This window comes from Candidatus Abyssobacteria bacterium SURF_5 (genome assembly GCA_003598085.1).
In the GTDB taxonomy this organism is placed as follows: domain Bacteria; phylum Abyssobacteria; class SURF-5; order SURF-5; family SURF-5; genus SURF-5.
Genome location: QZKU01000144.1, coordinates 21,911 through 38,638, shown reverse-complemented (window position 1 = coordinate 38,638; position 16,728 = coordinate 21,911). Strand labels below are relative to the sequence as shown.

Annotated in this window: 17 protein-coding genes, 1 tRNA gene and 1 other RNA gene; all 19 read left to right on the top strand. The window is 55.5% G+C overall.

The genetic code is table 11. From position 1 onward, the window contains the following. The first annotated feature begins 243 nt into the window (after positions 1-243). The 19 genes from C4520_21635 to C4520_21545 all read left to right on the top strand — a co-directional run bounded on the left by C4520_21635 (position 244) and on the right by C4520_21545 (position 16,725). Entirely contained in the window at positions 244-516 is a 273-nt protein-coding gene (locus C4520_21635; GenBank protein RJP14319.1) for a hypothetical protein, read from the top strand. Between the two features lie 12 nt (positions 517-528). After that, a complete protein-coding gene (locus C4520_21630; GenBank protein ID RJP14353.1) occupies positions 529-711 on the top strand; it encodes a hypothetical protein in 183 nt (60 codons plus the stop codon). 6 nt (positions 712-717) lie between these two features. Beyond that, positions 718-942, top strand: a complete 225-nt coding sequence (locus C4520_21625; protein RJP14318.1) for a hypothetical protein — start codon at positions 718-720, stop codon at positions 940-942. Between the two features lie 240 nt (positions 943-1,182). Beyond that, complete coding sequence (locus C4520_21620; protein ID RJP14317.1) at positions 1,183-2,616, top strand: fucose isomerase; 1,434 nt, start codon at positions 1,183-1,185, stop codon at positions 2,614-2,616. A gap of 103 nt (positions 2,617-2,719) precedes the next feature. Then, positions 2,720-4,108, top strand: a complete 1,389-nt coding sequence (gene lpdA / locus C4520_21615; protein RJP14316.1) for a dihydrolipoyl dehydrogenase — start codon at positions 2,720-2,722, stop codon at positions 4,106-4,108. Between the two features lie 271 nt (positions 4,109-4,379). Further along, positions 4,380-5,375 carry a polyprenyl synthetase family protein gene (locus tag C4520_21610; protein RJP14315.1) on the top strand — a complete coding sequence of 332 codons (996 nt, stop codon included), beginning with the start codon at positions 4,380-4,382 and terminating at the stop codon, positions 5,373-5,375. A 432-nt stretch (positions 5,376-5,807) separates the two neighbouring features. Next, entirely contained in the window at positions 5,808-7,649 is a 1,842-nt protein-coding gene (locus tag C4520_21605) for a hypothetical protein (GenBank protein RJP14314.1), read from the top strand. Continuing rightward, positions 7,642-8,487, top strand: coding sequence for a c-type cytochrome biogenesis protein CcsB (gene ccsB / locus C4520_21600; protein RJP14313.1), 846 nt, complete (start codon positions 7,642-7,644; stop codon positions 8,485-8,487). Before C4520_21605 ends, ccsB begins: the two co-directional genes overlap by 8 nt. A 114-nt stretch (positions 8,488-8,601) precedes the next feature. Further along, positions 8,602-8,697: transfer RNA gene (locus C4520_21595), tRNA-Ser, on the top strand. 72 nt (positions 8,698-8,769) lie between these two features. Further along, an RNA gene (ffs, locus tag C4520_21590) (signal recognition particle sRNA large type) lies at positions 8,770-9,034 on the top strand. Between the two features lie 64 nt (positions 9,035-9,098). Further along, positions 9,099-10,838, top strand: a complete 1,740-nt coding sequence (dnaX, locus tag C4520_21585) for a DNA polymerase III subunit gamma/tau (protein RJP14312.1) — start codon at positions 9,099-9,101, stop codon at positions 10,836-10,838. 26 nt (positions 10,839-10,864) lie between these two features. After that, complete coding sequence (locus C4520_21580) at positions 10,865-11,179, top strand: YbaB/EbfC family nucleoid-associated protein (protein ID RJP14311.1); 315 nt, start codon at positions 10,865-10,867, stop codon at positions 11,177-11,179. Between the two features lie 10 nt (positions 11,180-11,189). Then, positions 11,190-12,125, top strand: coding sequence for a methionyl-tRNA formyltransferase (locus C4520_21575; protein ID RJP14310.1), 936 nt, complete (start codon positions 11,190-11,192; stop codon positions 12,123-12,125). Between the two features lie 27 nt (positions 12,126-12,152). After that, positions 12,153-13,499 (top strand): 16S rRNA (cytosine(967)-C(5))-methyltransferase RsmB, encoded by a 1,347-nt coding sequence (rsmB, locus tag C4520_21570; GenBank protein RJP14309.1) that lies wholly within the window; start codon positions 12,153-12,155, stop codon positions 13,497-13,499. A gap of 12 nt (positions 13,500-13,511) precedes the next feature. Beyond that, positions 13,512-14,507, top strand: a complete 996-nt coding sequence (locus tag C4520_21565) for a PASTA domain-containing protein (protein RJP14308.1) — start codon at positions 13,512-13,514, stop codon at positions 14,505-14,507. Then, positions 14,504-15,151 (top strand): ribulose-phosphate 3-epimerase, encoded by a 648-nt coding sequence (locus C4520_21560; protein ID RJP14307.1) that lies wholly within the window; start codon positions 14,504-14,506, stop codon positions 15,149-15,151. Before C4520_21565 ends, C4520_21560 begins: the two co-directional genes overlap by 4 nt. Next, positions 15,148-15,603 carry an ATP-binding protein gene (locus C4520_21555; protein RJP14306.1) on the top strand — a complete coding sequence of 152 codons (456 nt, stop codon included), beginning with the start codon at positions 15,148-15,150 and terminating at the stop codon, positions 15,601-15,603. The genes C4520_21560 and C4520_21555 overlap by 4 nt, the downstream gene beginning before the upstream one ends. Continuing rightward, positions 15,593-15,934, top strand: coding sequence for an anti-sigma factor antagonist (locus C4520_21550; GenBank protein ID RJP14305.1), 342 nt, complete (start codon positions 15,593-15,595; stop codon positions 15,932-15,934). Before C4520_21555 ends, C4520_21550 begins: the two co-directional genes overlap by 11 nt. Beyond that, the gene (locus C4520_21545) at positions 15,889-16,725 is read left to right on the top strand and encodes an ABC transporter permease (GenBank protein ID RJP14304.1); all 837 of its coding nucleotides are present in this window, start codon (positions 15,889-15,891) and stop codon (positions 16,723-16,725) included. The genes C4520_21550 and C4520_21545 overlap by 46 nt, the downstream gene beginning before the upstream one ends. Positions 16,726-16,728: the final 3 nt, after the last annotated feature.

The window sequence follows — 16,728 nt, the reverse complement described above, 5'->3', positions numbered from 1 at the left end:
AACCCCCCTTTGGTAGGGCCGAATTCATTCGGCCAGTCTTGACTTGAATGTGCGAATAAATTCGCACCTACCATAGCGCGGTTGAACCGGAGAGTGAGGGTTTTGCAGCAGAATCTATCATGAACTTTTGGCGGCTGTCCTTTGTTTCAGTTGCACAAACGGGTTTGATTTGAAATAGTTAGCGAAACCTCATATAATTTCGGCGGCTTTAAAGGTCGCGGCAAAGGACAGGAGGATGAGCATATGGCCGAACCCACGCAATTGGACAGAACGTTCAACATCATCATGAGAGGGATGGTCGAAACGGGACAGGCGCCGCATTACACCCAAATCGCGAAGGAGTTGGGGGTTTCGATGGAGGAGGGGCGCCAGGCGCTGCACAACCTGATCAATTCGGGCGTGCCCGGCTGGCTCTACCCCAAGACCGACCTGCTGGTTTCGATGGCCCCGTTTCACAACCTGCAGAACCAGTACCGAATCACGATTGACGGCCTTCAGAAATGGTTTGGCCAGTGAGCATTCGAGTCGCTGGCAGTCTGCTGGCTTTTTCCGGGCAAGATCATTAATATTGATTCTCCCTGTCTCGATTGCGGCGAGCCGATCCACGTCGAGGTCAAGGACGGTCAAATCCTCAAGAAACAGCCTGAAGAGATCATCGGGCATGTCTCCGTTCCGTTCTTCTCGTGGATGCAAGATCCGGGCTTTGCCTGAAGCACGATGAACTTCTTCCGGTCGGAAGAACATCTGAGAAACTGGAAGCAGTTTGATCCCGCGACCGAGGCGGGCATCATACCGGTGGCGGACCTGGTAAAACTGTTCTCGATCGATTTTTTCCGCAAGCGAATGGAGCCGGATTACATTTCGCGCATGCAGGAATTCATGCCCGAATTCTTCAACACGCTGCGGGAGATCGGAAAAACCGGGCCGTTCTGGGTGCCGTAACAGGCACTGGATTCCAAGATAAAAGCGAAACGTGTCGTTTCAGGGGCAAACAGCTTCTTCCGTTAGCAAAACGTAATAATGTGATTCCACTGCAGAGCCCCCCTTTGGTAGGGCCGAATTCATTCGGCCAGTCTTGAATGTGCGAATAAATTCGCACCTACCATAGCGCGGTTGAACCCGAGAGTGAGGGTTTTGCAGCAGAATCATAATGTAAGACTGACCCCATTGGAAAGGAGCTTTATGAACGGCAAGAGATTCAGGCTCGGGTATGCGCCGACGCGCCGGGTCACTTTCAGCAAGGAAGAAGCCGGCAAATATCGGAAATTGATTCTGAAGAAGCTCAAGTCATTCGGCATCGATGTTGTGGATATCGACTGGTTGAACGACGAGGGGCTCCTTTTCAATCTTGATCAGGTGAACGATGTTTTCAAGAAGTTCCGGCATGAATACGTGGATGCCGTTTTCGTGCCGCACTGCAATTTCGGTTCCGAGGATGCCGTCGCGAAATTGGGCAAGATGCTCGGGGTTCCGCTGCTGTTATGGGGACCGCGAGATGATGCGCCCAGCCCCGACGGCCTGCGCCTGCGCGATACTCAGTGCGGCTTGTTCGCCACGAGCAAGGTGCTGCGCCGAATGAACGTCCCCTTCACCTATATCGTAAACAGTCGTCTCGATGAGCCGGTCTTCGAGAGGGGGTTTCGCACCTTCGTTTCCGCCGCCTCCGCCGCGAACGCATTCCGGCGCATGCGCATCGGGCAGGTTGCGCCCCGGCCGGGCGCTTTCTGGACGATGATGTATAACGAGGGCGAGCTTCTCGAGCGGTTCGGCATCGAGGTGGCGCCCGTGGCGCTTTCCGAGATGGCTGATCGCGCTCGCGCTATCGTGAAAGATCATCGGAAAGCGGTTGTCAACGAGGTCAAATCGATCAAGGCGGCCGTCGATACAACCGATTGCTCGGAAGAAGCGCTCCAGGCGATGGTCGGTCTCAAGAGGGTGCTGAAGGAATGGGCAAAGGAGCGCGAACTAAACGCGATCGCGCTCCAATGTTGGAACGCGATGCAGCCGGCGCTCGGGATCGTTCCCTGTTTCATCAATGGCCTCTTGACGGCGGAGGGCTTGCCGGTAACCTGCGAAACCGACGTGCACGGTGCGGTGACGGCTTTGTTGCTTCAGGCGGCGGCGAGAATGGAGCAATCCGTTTTCTTTGCCGATCTCACCGTTCGCCACCCCGAGAACGACAATGCGGAACTGCTCTGGCATTGCGGCAACTTCCCGCTCGCTCTCAAGGACAAGAAGAGCCCGACTCTTGCGTGCAGCGGCCACTACATCATGGAAGGCAACTATCCCGGCTGCGGCGAATTCAGGTTGAAAGAAGGCCCGGTCACGGTCGCCCGATTCGACGGCGACCACGGCGAGTACTCGCTCCTGATCGGCGAGGGCAAAACGGTCGCCGGCCCCTTGAGCCGAGGCACGTATGTCTGGTTTGAGACGGGCGATTGGCCGCTCTGGGAAGAGCGCATCATTCGGGGGCCGTACGTTCATCACGTTGCCGGCGTCCATGGCAATCATGCCGCCGCTCTGTATGAGGCCTGCCGGTATATCCCCGGCCTCACTCCCGATCCCATAGAACCATCGGAGAGAGAAATACAGAAGTGGCTGCGCGGCGGCGACTGATACATTGACATCGCTCCCTGCATGTGCTAGATTGCACGAAAATTAAATGTTATAGTTTTTTATTCTTGCCGCACGAGAGACACCCTGCACTGGAGAAAAGTCAATGGCGAAATTCGATATCACGATTATTGGAGGCGGCACCGGCGGTTACGTTTCCGCGATCAGGGCGGCCCAACTCGGCGCACATGTAGCGCTTATCGAGCGAGATGAAGTCGGCGGCACCTGCCTGCTCAGGGGGTGCATTCCAACAAAAGCTTTTTTGGCGACCGCCGATGTATTGGCCAGGACGAAGGAGGCGGAAAAATTCGGCGTGGAGGTATCCGACGTCAGGCTCGCTTACCCGAAGGCGCTCGAACGCAAGAACGCGATTGTCCAGAAACTCGTCGGCGGAATCCATAGCCTATTGAAGGCTCACAAAGTCGAGTACGTGCAGGGCGAGGGGAGATTACTTGGCGACGGCCGCGTCGGCGTCACACTGCCGCAGGGACAGGCGAAGGGCGAGAGCGGCAAGATTATCGTTGCGACCGGCTCGCAGGCAATGCGGCCGGCGATGTTCAAGGTGGATGGCGTCAATGTGATAACGAGCACCGAGGCGCTCGACCTGAAAGAGGTTCCCAAGTCGATCATGATCATTGGCGGCGCCTACGTCGGCTGCGAGTTCGCAAGCATGTTTCGCGATTTCGGTTCGGAAGTGACTATTATCGAACTGCTTCCGCAGCTTATTCCCACCGAAGAACGCGAGGTCTCGCAGACACTGAAAAGCGAGTTCAAGAAACGCGGCATCAAGATTCTGACGGGCGCCAAAATCACGAATATGGACGTGTCCGACGGCAAGGTGAAGGCCGCGACAGAGGGCGGCGAAGTCATCGAGGCCGAGAAGGCGCTGGTCGCAGTCGGCAGGTCGGTCGTATCCGAAGGGATCGGGCTCGACGATGCCGGCGTGGACCATGACGAACGCGGCGCTATCCTGGTCAACGACAAGATGGAGACGAGCGCGCCCGGCATTTACGCTGTCGGCGACGTTCTGGGAAAAGTGATGCTCGCGCACGTCGCGAGCATGCAGGGAACAGTGGCGGTCGCCAACGCTCTTGGCGGGGACCGGACATTTTCATATGATGCCATCCCGTACTGCGTGTATACCCGGCCGGAGATCGCCAGTGTCGGCCTGAAGGAAAATGATGCGAAGGAGGCCGGTTTTGAGGTGGAAACCGGCAAATTCCGATTCACTGCGCTGGGCAAGGCGATGATTATCGAGGATACCACCGGTTTTGTGAAGGTTGTCGCGGACAAGAAGACCGAGAAGGTGCTTGGCGCCAGCATGATCGGCCCGAATGTGACCGACATCATTCATGAGCTGGTGCTCGCCGTACACGCTGGAATCACGGTCGAACAGCTCGCGGAAATGATTCACGCGCATCCCACCCTCTCCGAGAGCATTCATGAGGCCGACGAAGCCGTTCGCAAACAGGCGATTCACATGATAAGCCGGTAAATTTCCGGTCTGGGCGATCGAGATCGCTTCCTTACAGGGGTTTTTTCCGCAGCCGAACAGGTGCGGGTGTTCCGGAAAAACCTGTTTGACGCGCTCCTCGATAATGTGCTAAAATAATGCGAATTCGTCTGTTGCCCAAGAGTTACCTCCAGGGTCGGTCGATCTGTCCGGCGATTGATTTATCGCATTTTTTGCCTTGGGCCCGGCGCAATCGTCGGAGAGATTCTCAGTACCCAAAAAATCGGATTTCGAGTAGAAGCGGAGACTGTCCATGCAGCTTTCACAGGACGTGAGTTTATCTACGATTTATCAGCCGATTTCAAGAGAACTGGAGGCGGTCAGGAAGAACCTGCTCGGGCATCTGCGGGATGCTTTTAGTTTAATCAGTGGAATCGGGTTCGAGAAGACAGTTGTCGAGGGAAAGCAGATACGTCCGGCTTTGGCGCTGCTGACCGGAATGGCGGCGGGAGGCAAAAACGACGCCTTCTTGATTGATATCGCGGTGGCCAGCGAGATGACGCATTTCGCGAGCCTGATCCATGATGACGTTGTTGACGGCGCCAAAATGCGGCGCGGCTCGGAGTCGGTTAACGCCCGTTGGCACGATAAGGTTGCGGTTCTCCTCGGAGATTACATCATTTCACAGGCGCTGTACGTTCTCAGCGACAATCATAATTCCGGCATCATGCGCACGATGATGACGGCGATCAAACACATGTCTGAAGGAGAACTCCATCAGATCACCGCCCGCTCCGAAGGCATCATCAGCGAACGGGATTATTTCAGCATCATCGAGCATAAAACCAGTTCGCTCATGGGGGCTGTCTGCAAGATGCCGGTTCAGCTCATCGGAGAACCGGCCGAGACGGTGGATGCAATGCACGCTTTCGGTTACAACTTCGGCATGGCATTTCAAATCGTTGACGACCTGCTCGATTTTGTGGCCGGCGAGGAAAAATTGGGTAAACCGATACTCTGCGATATCCGAGAAGGCAAGGCAACCTTGCCGACCATTTGCCTGCTGAGCCGGCTCGACAAGCGTGACGGCGACAGAATAAAGAAAATCCTGCACGAGCGCCGACTCGAGGAAAAAGATAAGAATTGGCTGTGCGAAATCGTCCGCACCTGCGCCGCGGACGAATATTGCATCGAGGTGGCGCGCGATTTCACCGCACAGGCCAAGCGCGCCCTTGACGTTTTTCCGGATTCCGAATACAAGAAATCGATGGTCGACCTCTGCGATTATATCGTGGCGCGAGAAAGGTAGATTCGTTCCCGCTCAAAAGGTTCCCCCTCCTGCTCATCTCTCGCTGTTCGCGCTGTATGTTTTCAGCGCGGGCGCATGCTGTCGTAGTGGAAAACAAACACGTGTCTTTTTGGGAGGATTTGCCGTCAAGGCCGGCGGTTGCCTTTTTCCCTGGACGAGGCTCCCGGCTGTATCGTGTATGTTCGCTGATTACAGCGGGTAACGCATCTGTTGATCGGGCAAAGGCGTGAATGAAGGATTGGGCCGCCGTGAAGCGGGGGAGAGAAACAGGTGTTGGCAAAGCACTTGCTCACTTGTTTTCTTCAGGTCATATTTGCATGTGAAGGGAGAAGGATGTCAAGGTTAATCCCGCTTGAAATCCTCCAGCCAGATCGCGAGCTTCAGATACTCATGCATGGCATGGTATAATATAAAAGTTAACCAGGAGAAAAAATGCTAGGCAAAGTTTGGAAGTTTTTCTGTTCAGTCAAGCTAACCATTGTATTGTTCGTCTTGATCCTGATCCCATCGGTTGTGGGTACGATCGTATTGCAGAACGCGCAGGACCCGAATCAATATGCAGAGGTATACGGGCCGACATGGGACCGCATTTTCCGGTTTCTCGGGTTTTATGATGTGTATCATGACCCGCGATTCGTCATTCTGCTGGTTCTCCTGGGATTGAACACGCTGGCGTGCACGGTCAGCCGCTTCAAGCTGCGGTGGAACCGGGCCGGCGCGATGATGACTCACTTCGGGCTGCTGTTCATTTTGTTGGGCGCACTCGCCGGCGCGATCTTCGGAATCAAGGGATTCATGGTGATACACGAGGGCGAGACCACCGACCAGATCAGCATCGGGCGGGCCACCCAGAAAATGGAGACTTTGCCGTTCCAGCTAAAACTGGCCGATTTCATCCTGGACCTGCGCGAGGAGCCGGCAAACCGCCTGTTCGTTTTGGACGTGAAATCCGGAAAACAAAAGAGCTTTTCGCTCGACGAGGGGAAGACTGTCGCCCTTCCGCAATCGGCGTGGTCGGGCCTGCTCTCGCGAGCCGGCGTCAAATCCGCAAATGCCGAGACAATCGTGGTGGAAGAATTCCTTCCCCATGCTTCGATGGTCACCTCCATAACTGAAGGACCTCAGGAAACCGGCATGGCTGCCATGGAATTCACGTTGTCTGGAGACGGAACTGAGAGACAGGCGTACGTGATATCGCAAATCGAGCGACCGTATACCTTTGGGCGTTCGGGCCTCGGGGTACTCTACCTCGTTGTTGAGAGTGAAAATGACATTGAAGAGAAGATCAAGCTGCTGACGGCGCGTCCTAAGAGCGGCAGCCAAATAGAGATCACGTTTCCGGGCGAATCCGAAAAGAGAACATACTCCACCGAAGTAGGCGCGAAACACAAGATCGGCGATACCGGATACACCCTCGAAGTTCTTCGGTACGTGCCGGATTTTGTCATCAATCCGGGGCGAGAGGTAGTTTCCCGCTCCGATCAGCCGAACAATCCGGCGCTCCAGGTCAGAGTCACCGGTCCGAACGAATTCAGCCAGGAGCAGTGGCTCTTCGCGAAGTTTCCCTCGATGCATGCGAGCGCCGATGCGCCATTTGAGATGAAATACCGGATGGACCCGCATCAGGCTGATGCCTCTCGATTGCTGCTCGTGCTGAATCCGCAGGGCAGCGCTCCCGTTCTGGCGGTCCTGCGTGATGGAAAACTGGTGGAAAAGAGAGAGATCAACATCGACGAGCCGGTAACCGTGTCGGATATCGCGTATACGTTTGCCGCCAAAAGATTTATTGCGAATGCGAACATCAACCGAACGATCGAGAACCGGCCGGACATGCCGAATCAACCGGCGATAAAGCTGTCGCTGTCAAGCTTGGCTGACCCCGTTTATCTGTGGGAAGGTAATCCGATCGATGTTCCCGGTTATAAAATGGTGTTTCAGCAGGAAGATATGGTAAAAGACTACTTCAGCATCCTGCAGGTAATAAATGACGGCAAGGTGGTGGCCGAGAAGAAGATCGAGGTGAACGACCCGCTGAGATACGGCGGCTACACGTTCTACCAGTCGTCTTACGACTCCGAGCGTTCGAGTTGGAGCGGACTACAGGTGAAAAAAGACCCCGGCGTCACGCTGGTGTATATCGGTTTCATTGTTATGACGTTGGGGATGATTGTCATCTTCTACGTCAATCCCCTCGTCAGGAAATCAAGGGCCGCAAGGGCCGAACAACTTTCTGCGGACGGTCGAGAAGCGATAGGAGCAGCAAAATATGAGTAATTCTCTGGTAAATATCTCATTTTTAACAATGATATTGGCTTCGTTCGTCTACGCAGTCAATAATTTCACGCGCAGAGAGAGCCTGGGCAAAGTTTTCGGATATACCGGCACGATGAGCCTGCTTCTGGGCCTCGTTCTCATGACCGTCGCGATCCTCCTGCGCTGGCAGGAGGCTCAGAGGCCGCCGTTCAGCAATATGTACGAGTCGCTCATGCTGTTCTCTTGGTCGATTATCCTCATCTATCTTGTCTTGGAATATGTCTACAAGATACGCGTGGTCGGCGCGCTCGCGGCGATCCTGGCGGTCACCGCCCTTGCGGCGGCTTCATTTTTTAATGATGCGATTGAACCGCTTGTTCCCGCGCTGCAAAGCAATTGGTTGACGTATCACGTCATCACCTGCTTCATCGGATACGCCGCTTTTGCCATTTCGGCGGGTGTGAGCGCTGTATATGTGGTTCTGAAGCTGAAGGGGGAGCGTTCTCCCGTAAAAGGCGGGACCGGCAAAGAGGCGGAGCTGAAAAAGGTGCTCCAATCTTTCAATTATGAATCGATTCGTTTCGGGTTCCTCTTCCTCGGGATCGGCATCATCACGGGGGCCGTCTGGGCGAACGAAGCCTGGGGCACTTACTGGAGCTGGGACCCGAAGGAAACCTGGTCGCTGATCACGTGGATCATTTATGCGATCATCATCCACTTCAAGTATGTATCGGGCCGGTTCGGCATCAAGGACCTGAACATGTTTACGGCGGTCGGCTCGATCGTGGGCTTTCTGGCCGTGATCTTCACGTATTTCGGCGTCAATTTCATCCTCTCGGGCCTGCATTCGTACGCGTAAAAAAGCGTTTGGCCCCCCTCGAAGCATGCGGCCCCAGCCTCTGCTTTAGGGTTGAAACTTTGTCGAAACATGCTATAATTGAAAGGCGGGACATCTGTGCCCGCCATTCGTATTGGAGAGGTGGCTGAGCTCGGTTGAAAGCGGCCGACTCGAAATCGGCTAGGCGGGCTAAAACTCGCCTCGGGGGTTCAAATCCCTCCCTCTCCGCCATTCTTGAGATAATCAGAGCGACTGAAAGCGCAAATTTTAGGCGGCGCGTCTAAAGATCGGTCATGTTTCGGCTCGTGCTAGATGGGGAGTTAGCGGTGCCCTGTACTCGCAACCCGCTTTAGCGAGATCGAATTCCCGTCTGAGGTTTGATGGATCAGGTGTCTGCGCCGGATACGCCGGCGATGAGGAGCGGGTCCTTCGCAATCGGATATTGCCCAACCCCGCCAGGCCCGGAAGGGAGCAGCGGTAAGCGACTGTCCGGTGTGCCGGAGGTAACCTGGTCTGAGTTGGCGGTCCGGAAAGCGGCCTGTGAAGTGAATCGAGGGCGGGTGCACGAGCCAAATTTTTTTGATGCATCAAAATCTAAGGGGTCCTGTTGCCGGCTCCCGGGGCTCGATTAAATAGAAGGAGAAGCAGTGTCCTACGTCGTATTAGCGAGAAAATGGCGCCCGAAGCAGTTCCGCGATGTCGTGGGGCAGGAACATATCACCACAACGCTGCTCAACTCGATCCGGTCCGGCCGCACCGCGCATGCCTATCTCTTCGTCGGCCCGCGCGGCATTGGAAAGACGACGACAGCCCGGATCTTCGCGAAAGCGCTTAACTGCCCAGTCGCGGCCGACGGCGAGCCGTGCGGCGAGTGCGAAGCGTGCACTGAGATCGGGCTGGGTCGCTCGATCGACGTTATTGAAATAGACGGCGCCTCCAACAACAGCGTCGATGATATCCGTGCCCTGCGCGAAAATGTAAAGATAGCGCCTGCAAACTTGCGGTATAAAGTGTACATCATCGACGAAGTCCACATGCTTTCGACCGCCGCATTCAACGCGTTTCTGAAAACGCTGGAGGAGCCGCCCGCCCACGTCAAATTCATCCTGGCCACCACCGAGGCTCATAAAATTCCAACAACCGTTCTCTCGCGCTGCCAGCGCTTCGACTTTCGCCGCTTGACATCGCGCCAGATACACGGTCGCCTGAAAGAAGTTGCGGAAACGGAGCATTTGCAGATAGCGGATCGCGCACTATTCGCCATCGCCCGTTCATCTGAAGGCAGCATGCGCGATGCTCTCAGTATTCTTGATCAACTGGTCTCGTTCAGCGACGGCGAGATATTGCTTGATGACGTGCACGCGATGCTTGGAACGGTGGGTCAGGAGCTTTACCGCCAACTGGCGATCTCGATCTCGGCCGGAGATTCCATTTCTATCCTGCAAATCATCGACGACGTCGTGGAGCGGGGAAAGGACTTGGGTCAGTTCCTCAAGGAGTTGACCCTCTATTTTCGGAACCTTCTTCTGGCCACCTACCCAAAGAATGAGGCCCTTATTGATCTGCCGGAGGAAGAGATAGCCGATCTGAAAAAAATCTGCAAAAAGTATGAACAAACGAACATCGTCAAGATAGTCCAGGACTTGTCGGAACTCGAGAGCCGCTTCCGTCAATTGCCCTCGCCGAGGGTGGCGCTCGAAATGGTGATTATCAGGCTTGCTCATCTCGGCGGCGAGGTGTCGGTTGAAAGCATTCTCTCGAAGCTGACTTCTCTCGAGAGACGATTGCAGAAAACCCGCGGGGATTCGGGTGCTTCGCCGACGGATGGGGGAACGCCCGTGTCGGAGAAAAGCGGCGTTTCCGAATCGACTTATTCATATGACGGCGCAAATGAAATCGGGGACGAGCCCGAAAGGATTGAAGAGCCCATCGAACACCGCCCGGCGGAAGACCCCGGGGAAGAGGAGCCTCAGTCCCAGCTTGACTTATGGAACCAATTCCTGGGGGAAATCCAGAAACACCGGATGTCGATTTACTCTTTCTTGCAGCGCGGCAGCTTCTGCGGACTGGATAACGATCAGATGATCATCAGTTTTGCGCCGGAGCACAGCTACAATAGGCGACATTTGGAGCAGAAGGAAATGACGATGCTCCTGGAGCAGACGCTGCGAACTGTCAGCGGGAGAGCCATCAAGATAAAGATGATTACTGCGGAAGCTCATCCCGTATCCCACCGAGCAAAAGAGCCGCCGTCGAGGACGCCTCCTCCGGAGGCAGAAAAGGAACAACTTGTCGAGCGGGCGCTGAAAAACCCGATAGTGAAAAAGGTTCTGGAACTCTTTAATGGCAAAATTGTATACGTAAGTGATTAGCTTCACCTCAGGAAGGAGCGTTCGATATGGATATGGGAAAGATCATGAAGCAGGCGCGGCAGCTTCAGGAAAAAATGAGCAAGCTGCAGGATGAGCTTGGTACGAAGACGGTCGAGGCCACCACAGGGGGCGGGATGGTTAAAGTAGTCGCCAACGGCAGGCGGGAAATCCAATCCATCCAGATTTCGCCCGAGGTGGTTGACCCGAATGATATTGAGATGCTGCAGGATTTGACGCTTGCGGCGGTTAATGAGGCTCTTCGCAAGGCGGAAGAACTGGCCACGGCGGAGATGTCCAAAATAGCCGGCGGAATGAACCTGAAGCTTCCGGGGCTCATGTAAGAAGAAAAGCGTGAAAATAATCTTTCTCGGCACCCCTGCGTTTGCTGTCCCCACCCTCGAACGCATCCAGCAAAGTCACCACCGAATTGCCGCCGTTATCAGCCAGCCGGACCGGGCGCGCAGCCGCGGGCTGCGTGTGACGCCGACCCCGGTAAAGCAAACGGCTTCCGCTTTCGGCATTCCTGTTCTTCAGCCGGAGAAAGCGTCATCGCCCGAAGTTGTGCAGCAGGTGCGCCTGCTTGCACCGGACGCCGCCATTGTTGTTGCTTACGGTCAAATCCTCAAGCGAGAATTTCTTTCAGCCCCTCGCCTCGGCTGCATCAACCTGCACGCCTCGCTCCTCCCGAAGTACCGAGGACCGTCACCGATACAAGCCGCCCTCTTGGCCGGCGACCGCGAAACCGGAGTGAGCACCATGCTGCTGAACGAAGGAATGGACACAGGCGACATTCTCCTGCAGCGGAAAGTCAGCATAGCGGACGATGACACGGCAGGAACGCTTCATGATAGACTGTCGCAAATCGGAGCCTCTTTGATGGTCGAAACCCTCGACGGGATGGAGGAAGAAACGATAACTCTCCAACCGCAGGATGCGACCCAGGCGACCATAACCAAAAAGATAACGAAAGAAGAGACCCGGATAGATTGGAATCGGGCGCCGGAAGAAATCCATAACCGCGTGAGAGCGTTCAATCCCTGGCCCGGCTCCGAAACCTTGCTGGAAGGCAAGCCCCTGAAAATCTGGAGGACCGTTCCCGCCGGAACGCGCGAAGATACCGGCGAGCCGGGCGAGGTTCTTGCCGCAGAGGGCAACGATCTTGTGATTCAGGCCTCGGGCGGAACAATGCGTGTGCTGGAACTTCAATTGGCCGGCGGCAAGCGCCTGAGGACAGCTGAATTTTTGCGAGGGCACCCGGTCAAACCGGGCGTCATCTTGGGCTCGTGATTATCTTCCGGCCGATATTCTGACGTTATGCCGAAACAACTGGTTGATCCGGCGCGGGAACAGGCGCTGAAAATTCTCCGGAAAACGGAGGCCGCTCTTTCGTTCACGAAACTGCTGCTCGCATCGCAAGAGGAAGCGGCTGCGTCCGATCTGGCGCGCGCCTTCATTCATCAGCTCGTGATGGGCGCTCTCCGCACGAGAGGAACGCTCGACTGGGCGCTGAGCCGCCAAAGCACGACACCGCTCGAGGAATTATCTTCCTGGATACGGAATATTCTCCGCCTGGGGCTGTACCAGATTCTGTATCTTGATCGGGTACCCAAATCGGCTGCGGTCGACGAATCCGTCAAGCTGGCAAAGAAATACGGGCATGCCGGCACTGCGGGACTCGTGAACGCGGTGCTCCGAAATTCGCACCGGGAAGAACTGCTCCGGGCGGTTGACGCGCTTCCTGAAGATAATGCCGCCGATCTTTCGGTAAAGTACTCGCACCCTCAGTGGATGGTGGAGCAGTTCATTCAGGATTGGGGATCGGAGCGGACGATCACGATCCTGAAGAACAACAACAAGATGCCTCCTCTCAGCGCGCGCGTGAACGCGCTTCGAACGGACCGGCGAAAACTTCTGGAGCAACTCGAGCGCGAGGGCGTTCAAGCGTCGCCCGTCCCACTGCTCGAAGAAGCCGTCGAATTTGCCGCTGGCGCGACCCCGTGGAAACTGCCGGCTCATGAGAAAGGACTTTTCTATCTGCAGGACGTGAGCTCGATGTTTGCGTCTTATTGTCTCGACGTCCGCCCGGGTCACACGGTACTCGACGCGTGTGCGGGTCCGGGGGGAAAAGCGACACATCTGGCGGCGTTAATGCGGAATCAGGGAAAGATAAATGCGCTCGACGTGCATGAGCATCGTCTTGGTCTCATCAGAGAAAATGCGGCGCGTCTGGGCGCCGCTATCGTCGAGACGAAAGAACAGGACGCGACGGAAGACCTCACGCCTCTTTTTTCCGGCGCCGACCGGGTTCTGGCCGACGTTCCGTGTTCGGGGCTCGGAGTGATACGAAGGCGCGTGGATTTGAAATGGCGGCTGCGACCCGAGCAGATCCCGGCTTTGGTCGAGTTGCAAGCAAAGATCCTCGAACGCGCTTCGGAATGTCTGAAGCCGGGCGGGCTGTTGGTATATTCAACGTGTACGATTGCAAAAAGAGAGAATGAGCGATTGGTTGAGGGGTTCTTGAGTCGGCACAGCCGGTTTGAGGTCGATCCGCACGTACCCAAACCCCTGGAGAAATATCTGACAAGCAAGGGGTTTGTGCAGATTTTACCGGGCGATGAGAACATGGACGGGTTTTTCATTGCCCGTCTCAGGCGATTATAATATAATAAGTTTGTGCAAAACGAAGTAAAACAGGATCAGAATTCCGTCAAGAAGCTGGTAACGACGCCGTTTGTGAAAATCGCGATCGGGGCCGTTGTTTTCCTGGCTTCGGCCGTTGTTTTTGGGCTGCTGGCGCTGAACCTCATCATCAAGCATGGTGAGAAAGTGGTTGTTCCGAACCTGGTGAACAAGAGCGTAGTGGAGGCGCTCGATCTGGTGAGTGAGCGCCGGCTCGAATTAAAGAAAGCCGGCGCCAGAAACAGCTCGTTGATTCCGGAGAACTTCATTGTATCGCAAGATCCGCTTCCGGGGTCGGTAATAAAGGAGGGGGCGTCGATCTCGGTGGTGATCAGCCTGGGGAGCCAGATCTCGCAGGTGCCTGATGTCTCAGGCAAACCGGTGCGGGAAGCCCAGGTCGAACTGAACCGGGCCGGTCTGAAAGCGGGGCGGATTTCGAGAGTTCATCATCAAAAGGTGGCAGATACGGTGATTGCGCAAATGCCGGCGGCCGGGCAACAGGTTGAGCGTGACACGCCGGTAAACGTGTTGGTGAGTCTCGGCCAATATCCTCGAAAATACCGATTACCTGATTTCGCGGGAGCCTCGGTAGAGCTGGCGGGCCGTATTCTGGAGGCAATGGGAATCCAGATCGGGGAAATAATGCCGAGAATAGATTTTAGCCGCCCGCAGGGGACAGTACTTGACCAGAATCCGCGGCCGGGCCTGCTGGTGCGCCAGGGAGATACGATCTCGCTGGTGGTGAGCAGTCTGAAGGGGGAAGTGAATGAGCTTGAGCGCAAACAGGCTGTTTTCATTTACCAGGTGCCCTACGGGTTCTGGTCGAAATCGGTGCGCATTGAAGTCACCGATCCGGAAGGAATTAGAACCATATATAATGAGATCGAAGAACCGGGCGCCGGTATCCGGGCGGCTTTCGGATATTCGGCTCAGTGTACGGTAAAGGTTTACCTTGACGACGTGCTTGAAACAGAAAGGATCATGCGGTGAGAGTCCAAATCGCCCCATCAATTCTATCCGCTGATTTTCGCCGGTTGGCCGAAGAAGTGACTGCCGTCGAGCAGGCCGGCGCCGACTTGCTCCATCTGGACGTCATGGACGGTCATTTCGTCCCGAATATCACGTTCGGGCCGGCTGTTATACGGGCAATTAAATCGGTTGCCACCGTCCCGCTCGATGTCCACCTGATGATTGAGAATCCGGCCGACTATATAGAAGAATTTGCGAGTGTGGGGGCGGACATCATCACAGTTCACGTCGAATCGTGCCCTCATCTTCATCGGGTAATCCATCAGATCAAGGATCTGGGTGTCAGGGCCGGCGCTTCATTGAATCCGTCCACGCCGATCGATAACGTCAGATACATGGTTGACGATCTCGATATGGTGCTGATCATGTCGGTAAACCCCGGGTTCAGCGGCCAAAAATTCATTCCACAGATATTAAAGAAAATCGCGCACGCAAAAGAGCTTATTGGAAACCGGGTGAATCTCCAGGTCGACGGCGGCATCACTACGGAAAATGCCGCGGCCGTTGTCAAGGCCGGCGCCGACATTCTGGTAGCGGGCTCTTCCGTTTTCTCGACGTCGGACTATGCGCTGGCTATCAGAGGCCTGCGCGGTACCCAAGCGTGAACCAGCGAGATCCGGAACATCCCATTCAAACCGTCAGTCTCTCTATCCCATCCATTCCTCGGTTCTTGCGCATCGTACGCAGCCTTATCGCAGAACTTGCGGAATTGAACGGGTTTTCCCTCAAGGACCGCGACAGGATCTGCCTGGCGGTCGGTGAAGCCTGTTCAAACATCATACGCCATAGTTATAAAGGCAAGCCCGACGAGATCATTGTGATCAAATGCGAGTTGCACGAGGACAGGATCAAGATCAGCATCAGGGATTTCGGTGAGAAGATCGACCTTTCGCGCATTCGGCCGCCGGACGCGGCCTCAGTCCAGCCGGGCGGTCTTGGCGTTCACATGATCAGATGCATGATGGACGAAGTCGAGTACGAGACCACACATGAGGTCGGCAATGAAATCCACATGACAAAGCTTCTCTCCTCCGCGGAGCACGACAATGGTGGTTAAGACTGAACGTGCGGGACGGGCCGTCATCATACGGGCCGAAGGCGAAGTGGACCTGTACTCGTCGCCGTCCTTGCGCGAGGCGATATTGGATTCCGTCAAAAAAGAGCTTTCGCCGATTGTCGTCAATCTCTCTGAGGTGACATATATAGACAGTTCGGGAGTCGCCACACTGGTAGAAGGGTTCCAACTGGCGAAACGATATTCCGGCATCGTCCGTCTTGTCGGCCTCAACGAGCGGGTTTCCGAAGTCTTCAAGCTGGCCCGCCTTCACCAGGTATTCCAGATATGCCAAACCGAATCCGAAGCTCTCCAGATCCGGCCGAAGCGCTAAATGCTTTCTTTGGCTACTTCGGAAACAGGTTGTTTTCAGTTATTCGGGCCGCTCGGCGCCTTTTGCGCTTGACTCTTCAGGCGCTGGAATGGAGCTTCATCGCCCCCTTCACGTCGCGGGGAATGCGCTGGAAGAGCGTGCTCCGCCACATGGTTATTGTCGGCTTCGATTCGATCCCGATCGTCAGTTTCATCTGCGCGCTCGTCGGCGCGATCATGGCGATGCAGTCGGCTTATCAACTCGAGCAGTTCGGCGCGCTGCTGTATGTTCCCCCGATTGTCGGCGTGGTGATGACCCGGGAACTCGGCCCGCTGATCGCGGCCGTCATCATGGCGGGCAGGAGCGGGTCCGCTTTTGCGGCGGAAATCGGCACCATGGTGGTCTCGGAAGAAGTCGATGCGCTGGAATCGATGGCGCTCCATCCGATCAAATTCCTGGTGGCGCCCAAGCTCCTCGCCATGATCTGCATGCAACCCTGCCTCACGATGATCGCTGACCTTGTGGGCATTGCCGGCGGCATGCTCATCGGCGTTTACAGCCTCGAGATGAATTACAATCTCTATTATTCGTATACGGTCGATTATCTTGTCATGCGGGATATCATCACCGGTTTGATCAAGAGCGTGGCCTTTGGGATGATAATCGCCATGGTCGGCTGCTACTACGGTTTTTCCGTCAGGGGAGGCGCCGAAGGTGTGGGTCGCGCCACAACCTCTTCTGTCGTCACCTCGATTTTCTTGATCATCGTTGCCGATTTGATTTTCACCGCTCTCTTTTACTATGTGATCTGACCC

What these genes read in the sequence shown, in the direction of transcription:
- C4520_21635 (RJP14319.1), top strand. Translation starts at nt 244, where the DNA reads ATGGCCGAACCCACGCAATTGGACAGAACGTTCAACATCATCATGAGA.
- C4520_21625 (RJP14318.1), top strand. Translation starts at nt 718, where the DNA reads ATGAACTTCTTCCGGTCGGAAGAACATCTGAGAAACTGGAAGCAGTTT.
- C4520_21620 (RJP14317.1), top strand. Translation starts at nt 1,183, where the DNA reads ATGAACGGCAAGAGATTCAGGCTCGGGTATGCGCCGACGCGCCGGGTC.
- lpdA (RJP14316.1), top strand. Translation starts at nt 2,720, where the DNA reads ATGGCGAAATTCGATATCACGATTATTGGAGGCGGCACCGGCGGTTAC.
- C4520_21610 (RJP14315.1), top strand. Translation starts at nt 4,380, where the DNA reads ATGCAGCTTTCACAGGACGTGAGTTTATCTACGATTTATCAGCCGATT.
- C4520_21605 (RJP14314.1), top strand. Translation starts at nt 5,808, where the DNA reads ATGCTAGGCAAAGTTTGGAAGTTTTTCTGTTCAGTCAAGCTAACCATT.
- ccsB (RJP14313.1), top strand. Translation starts at nt 7,642, where the DNA reads ATGAGTAATTCTCTGGTAAATATCTCATTTTTAACAATGATATTGGCT.
- C4520_21580 (RJP14311.1), top strand. Translation starts at nt 10,865, where the DNA reads ATGGATATGGGAAAGATCATGAAGCAGGCGCGGCAGCTTCAGGAAAAA.
- rsmB (RJP14309.1), top strand. Translation starts at nt 12,153, where the DNA reads ATGCCGAAACAACTGGTTGATCCGGCGCGGGAACAGGCGCTGAAAATT.
- C4520_21550 (RJP14305.1), top strand. Translation starts at nt 15,593, where the DNA reads ATGGTGGTTAAGACTGAACGTGCGGGACGGGCCGTCATCATACGGGCC.
- C4520_21545 (RJP14304.1), top strand. Translation starts at nt 15,889, where the DNA reads ATGCCAAACCGAATCCGAAGCTCTCCAGATCCGGCCGAAGCGCTAAAT.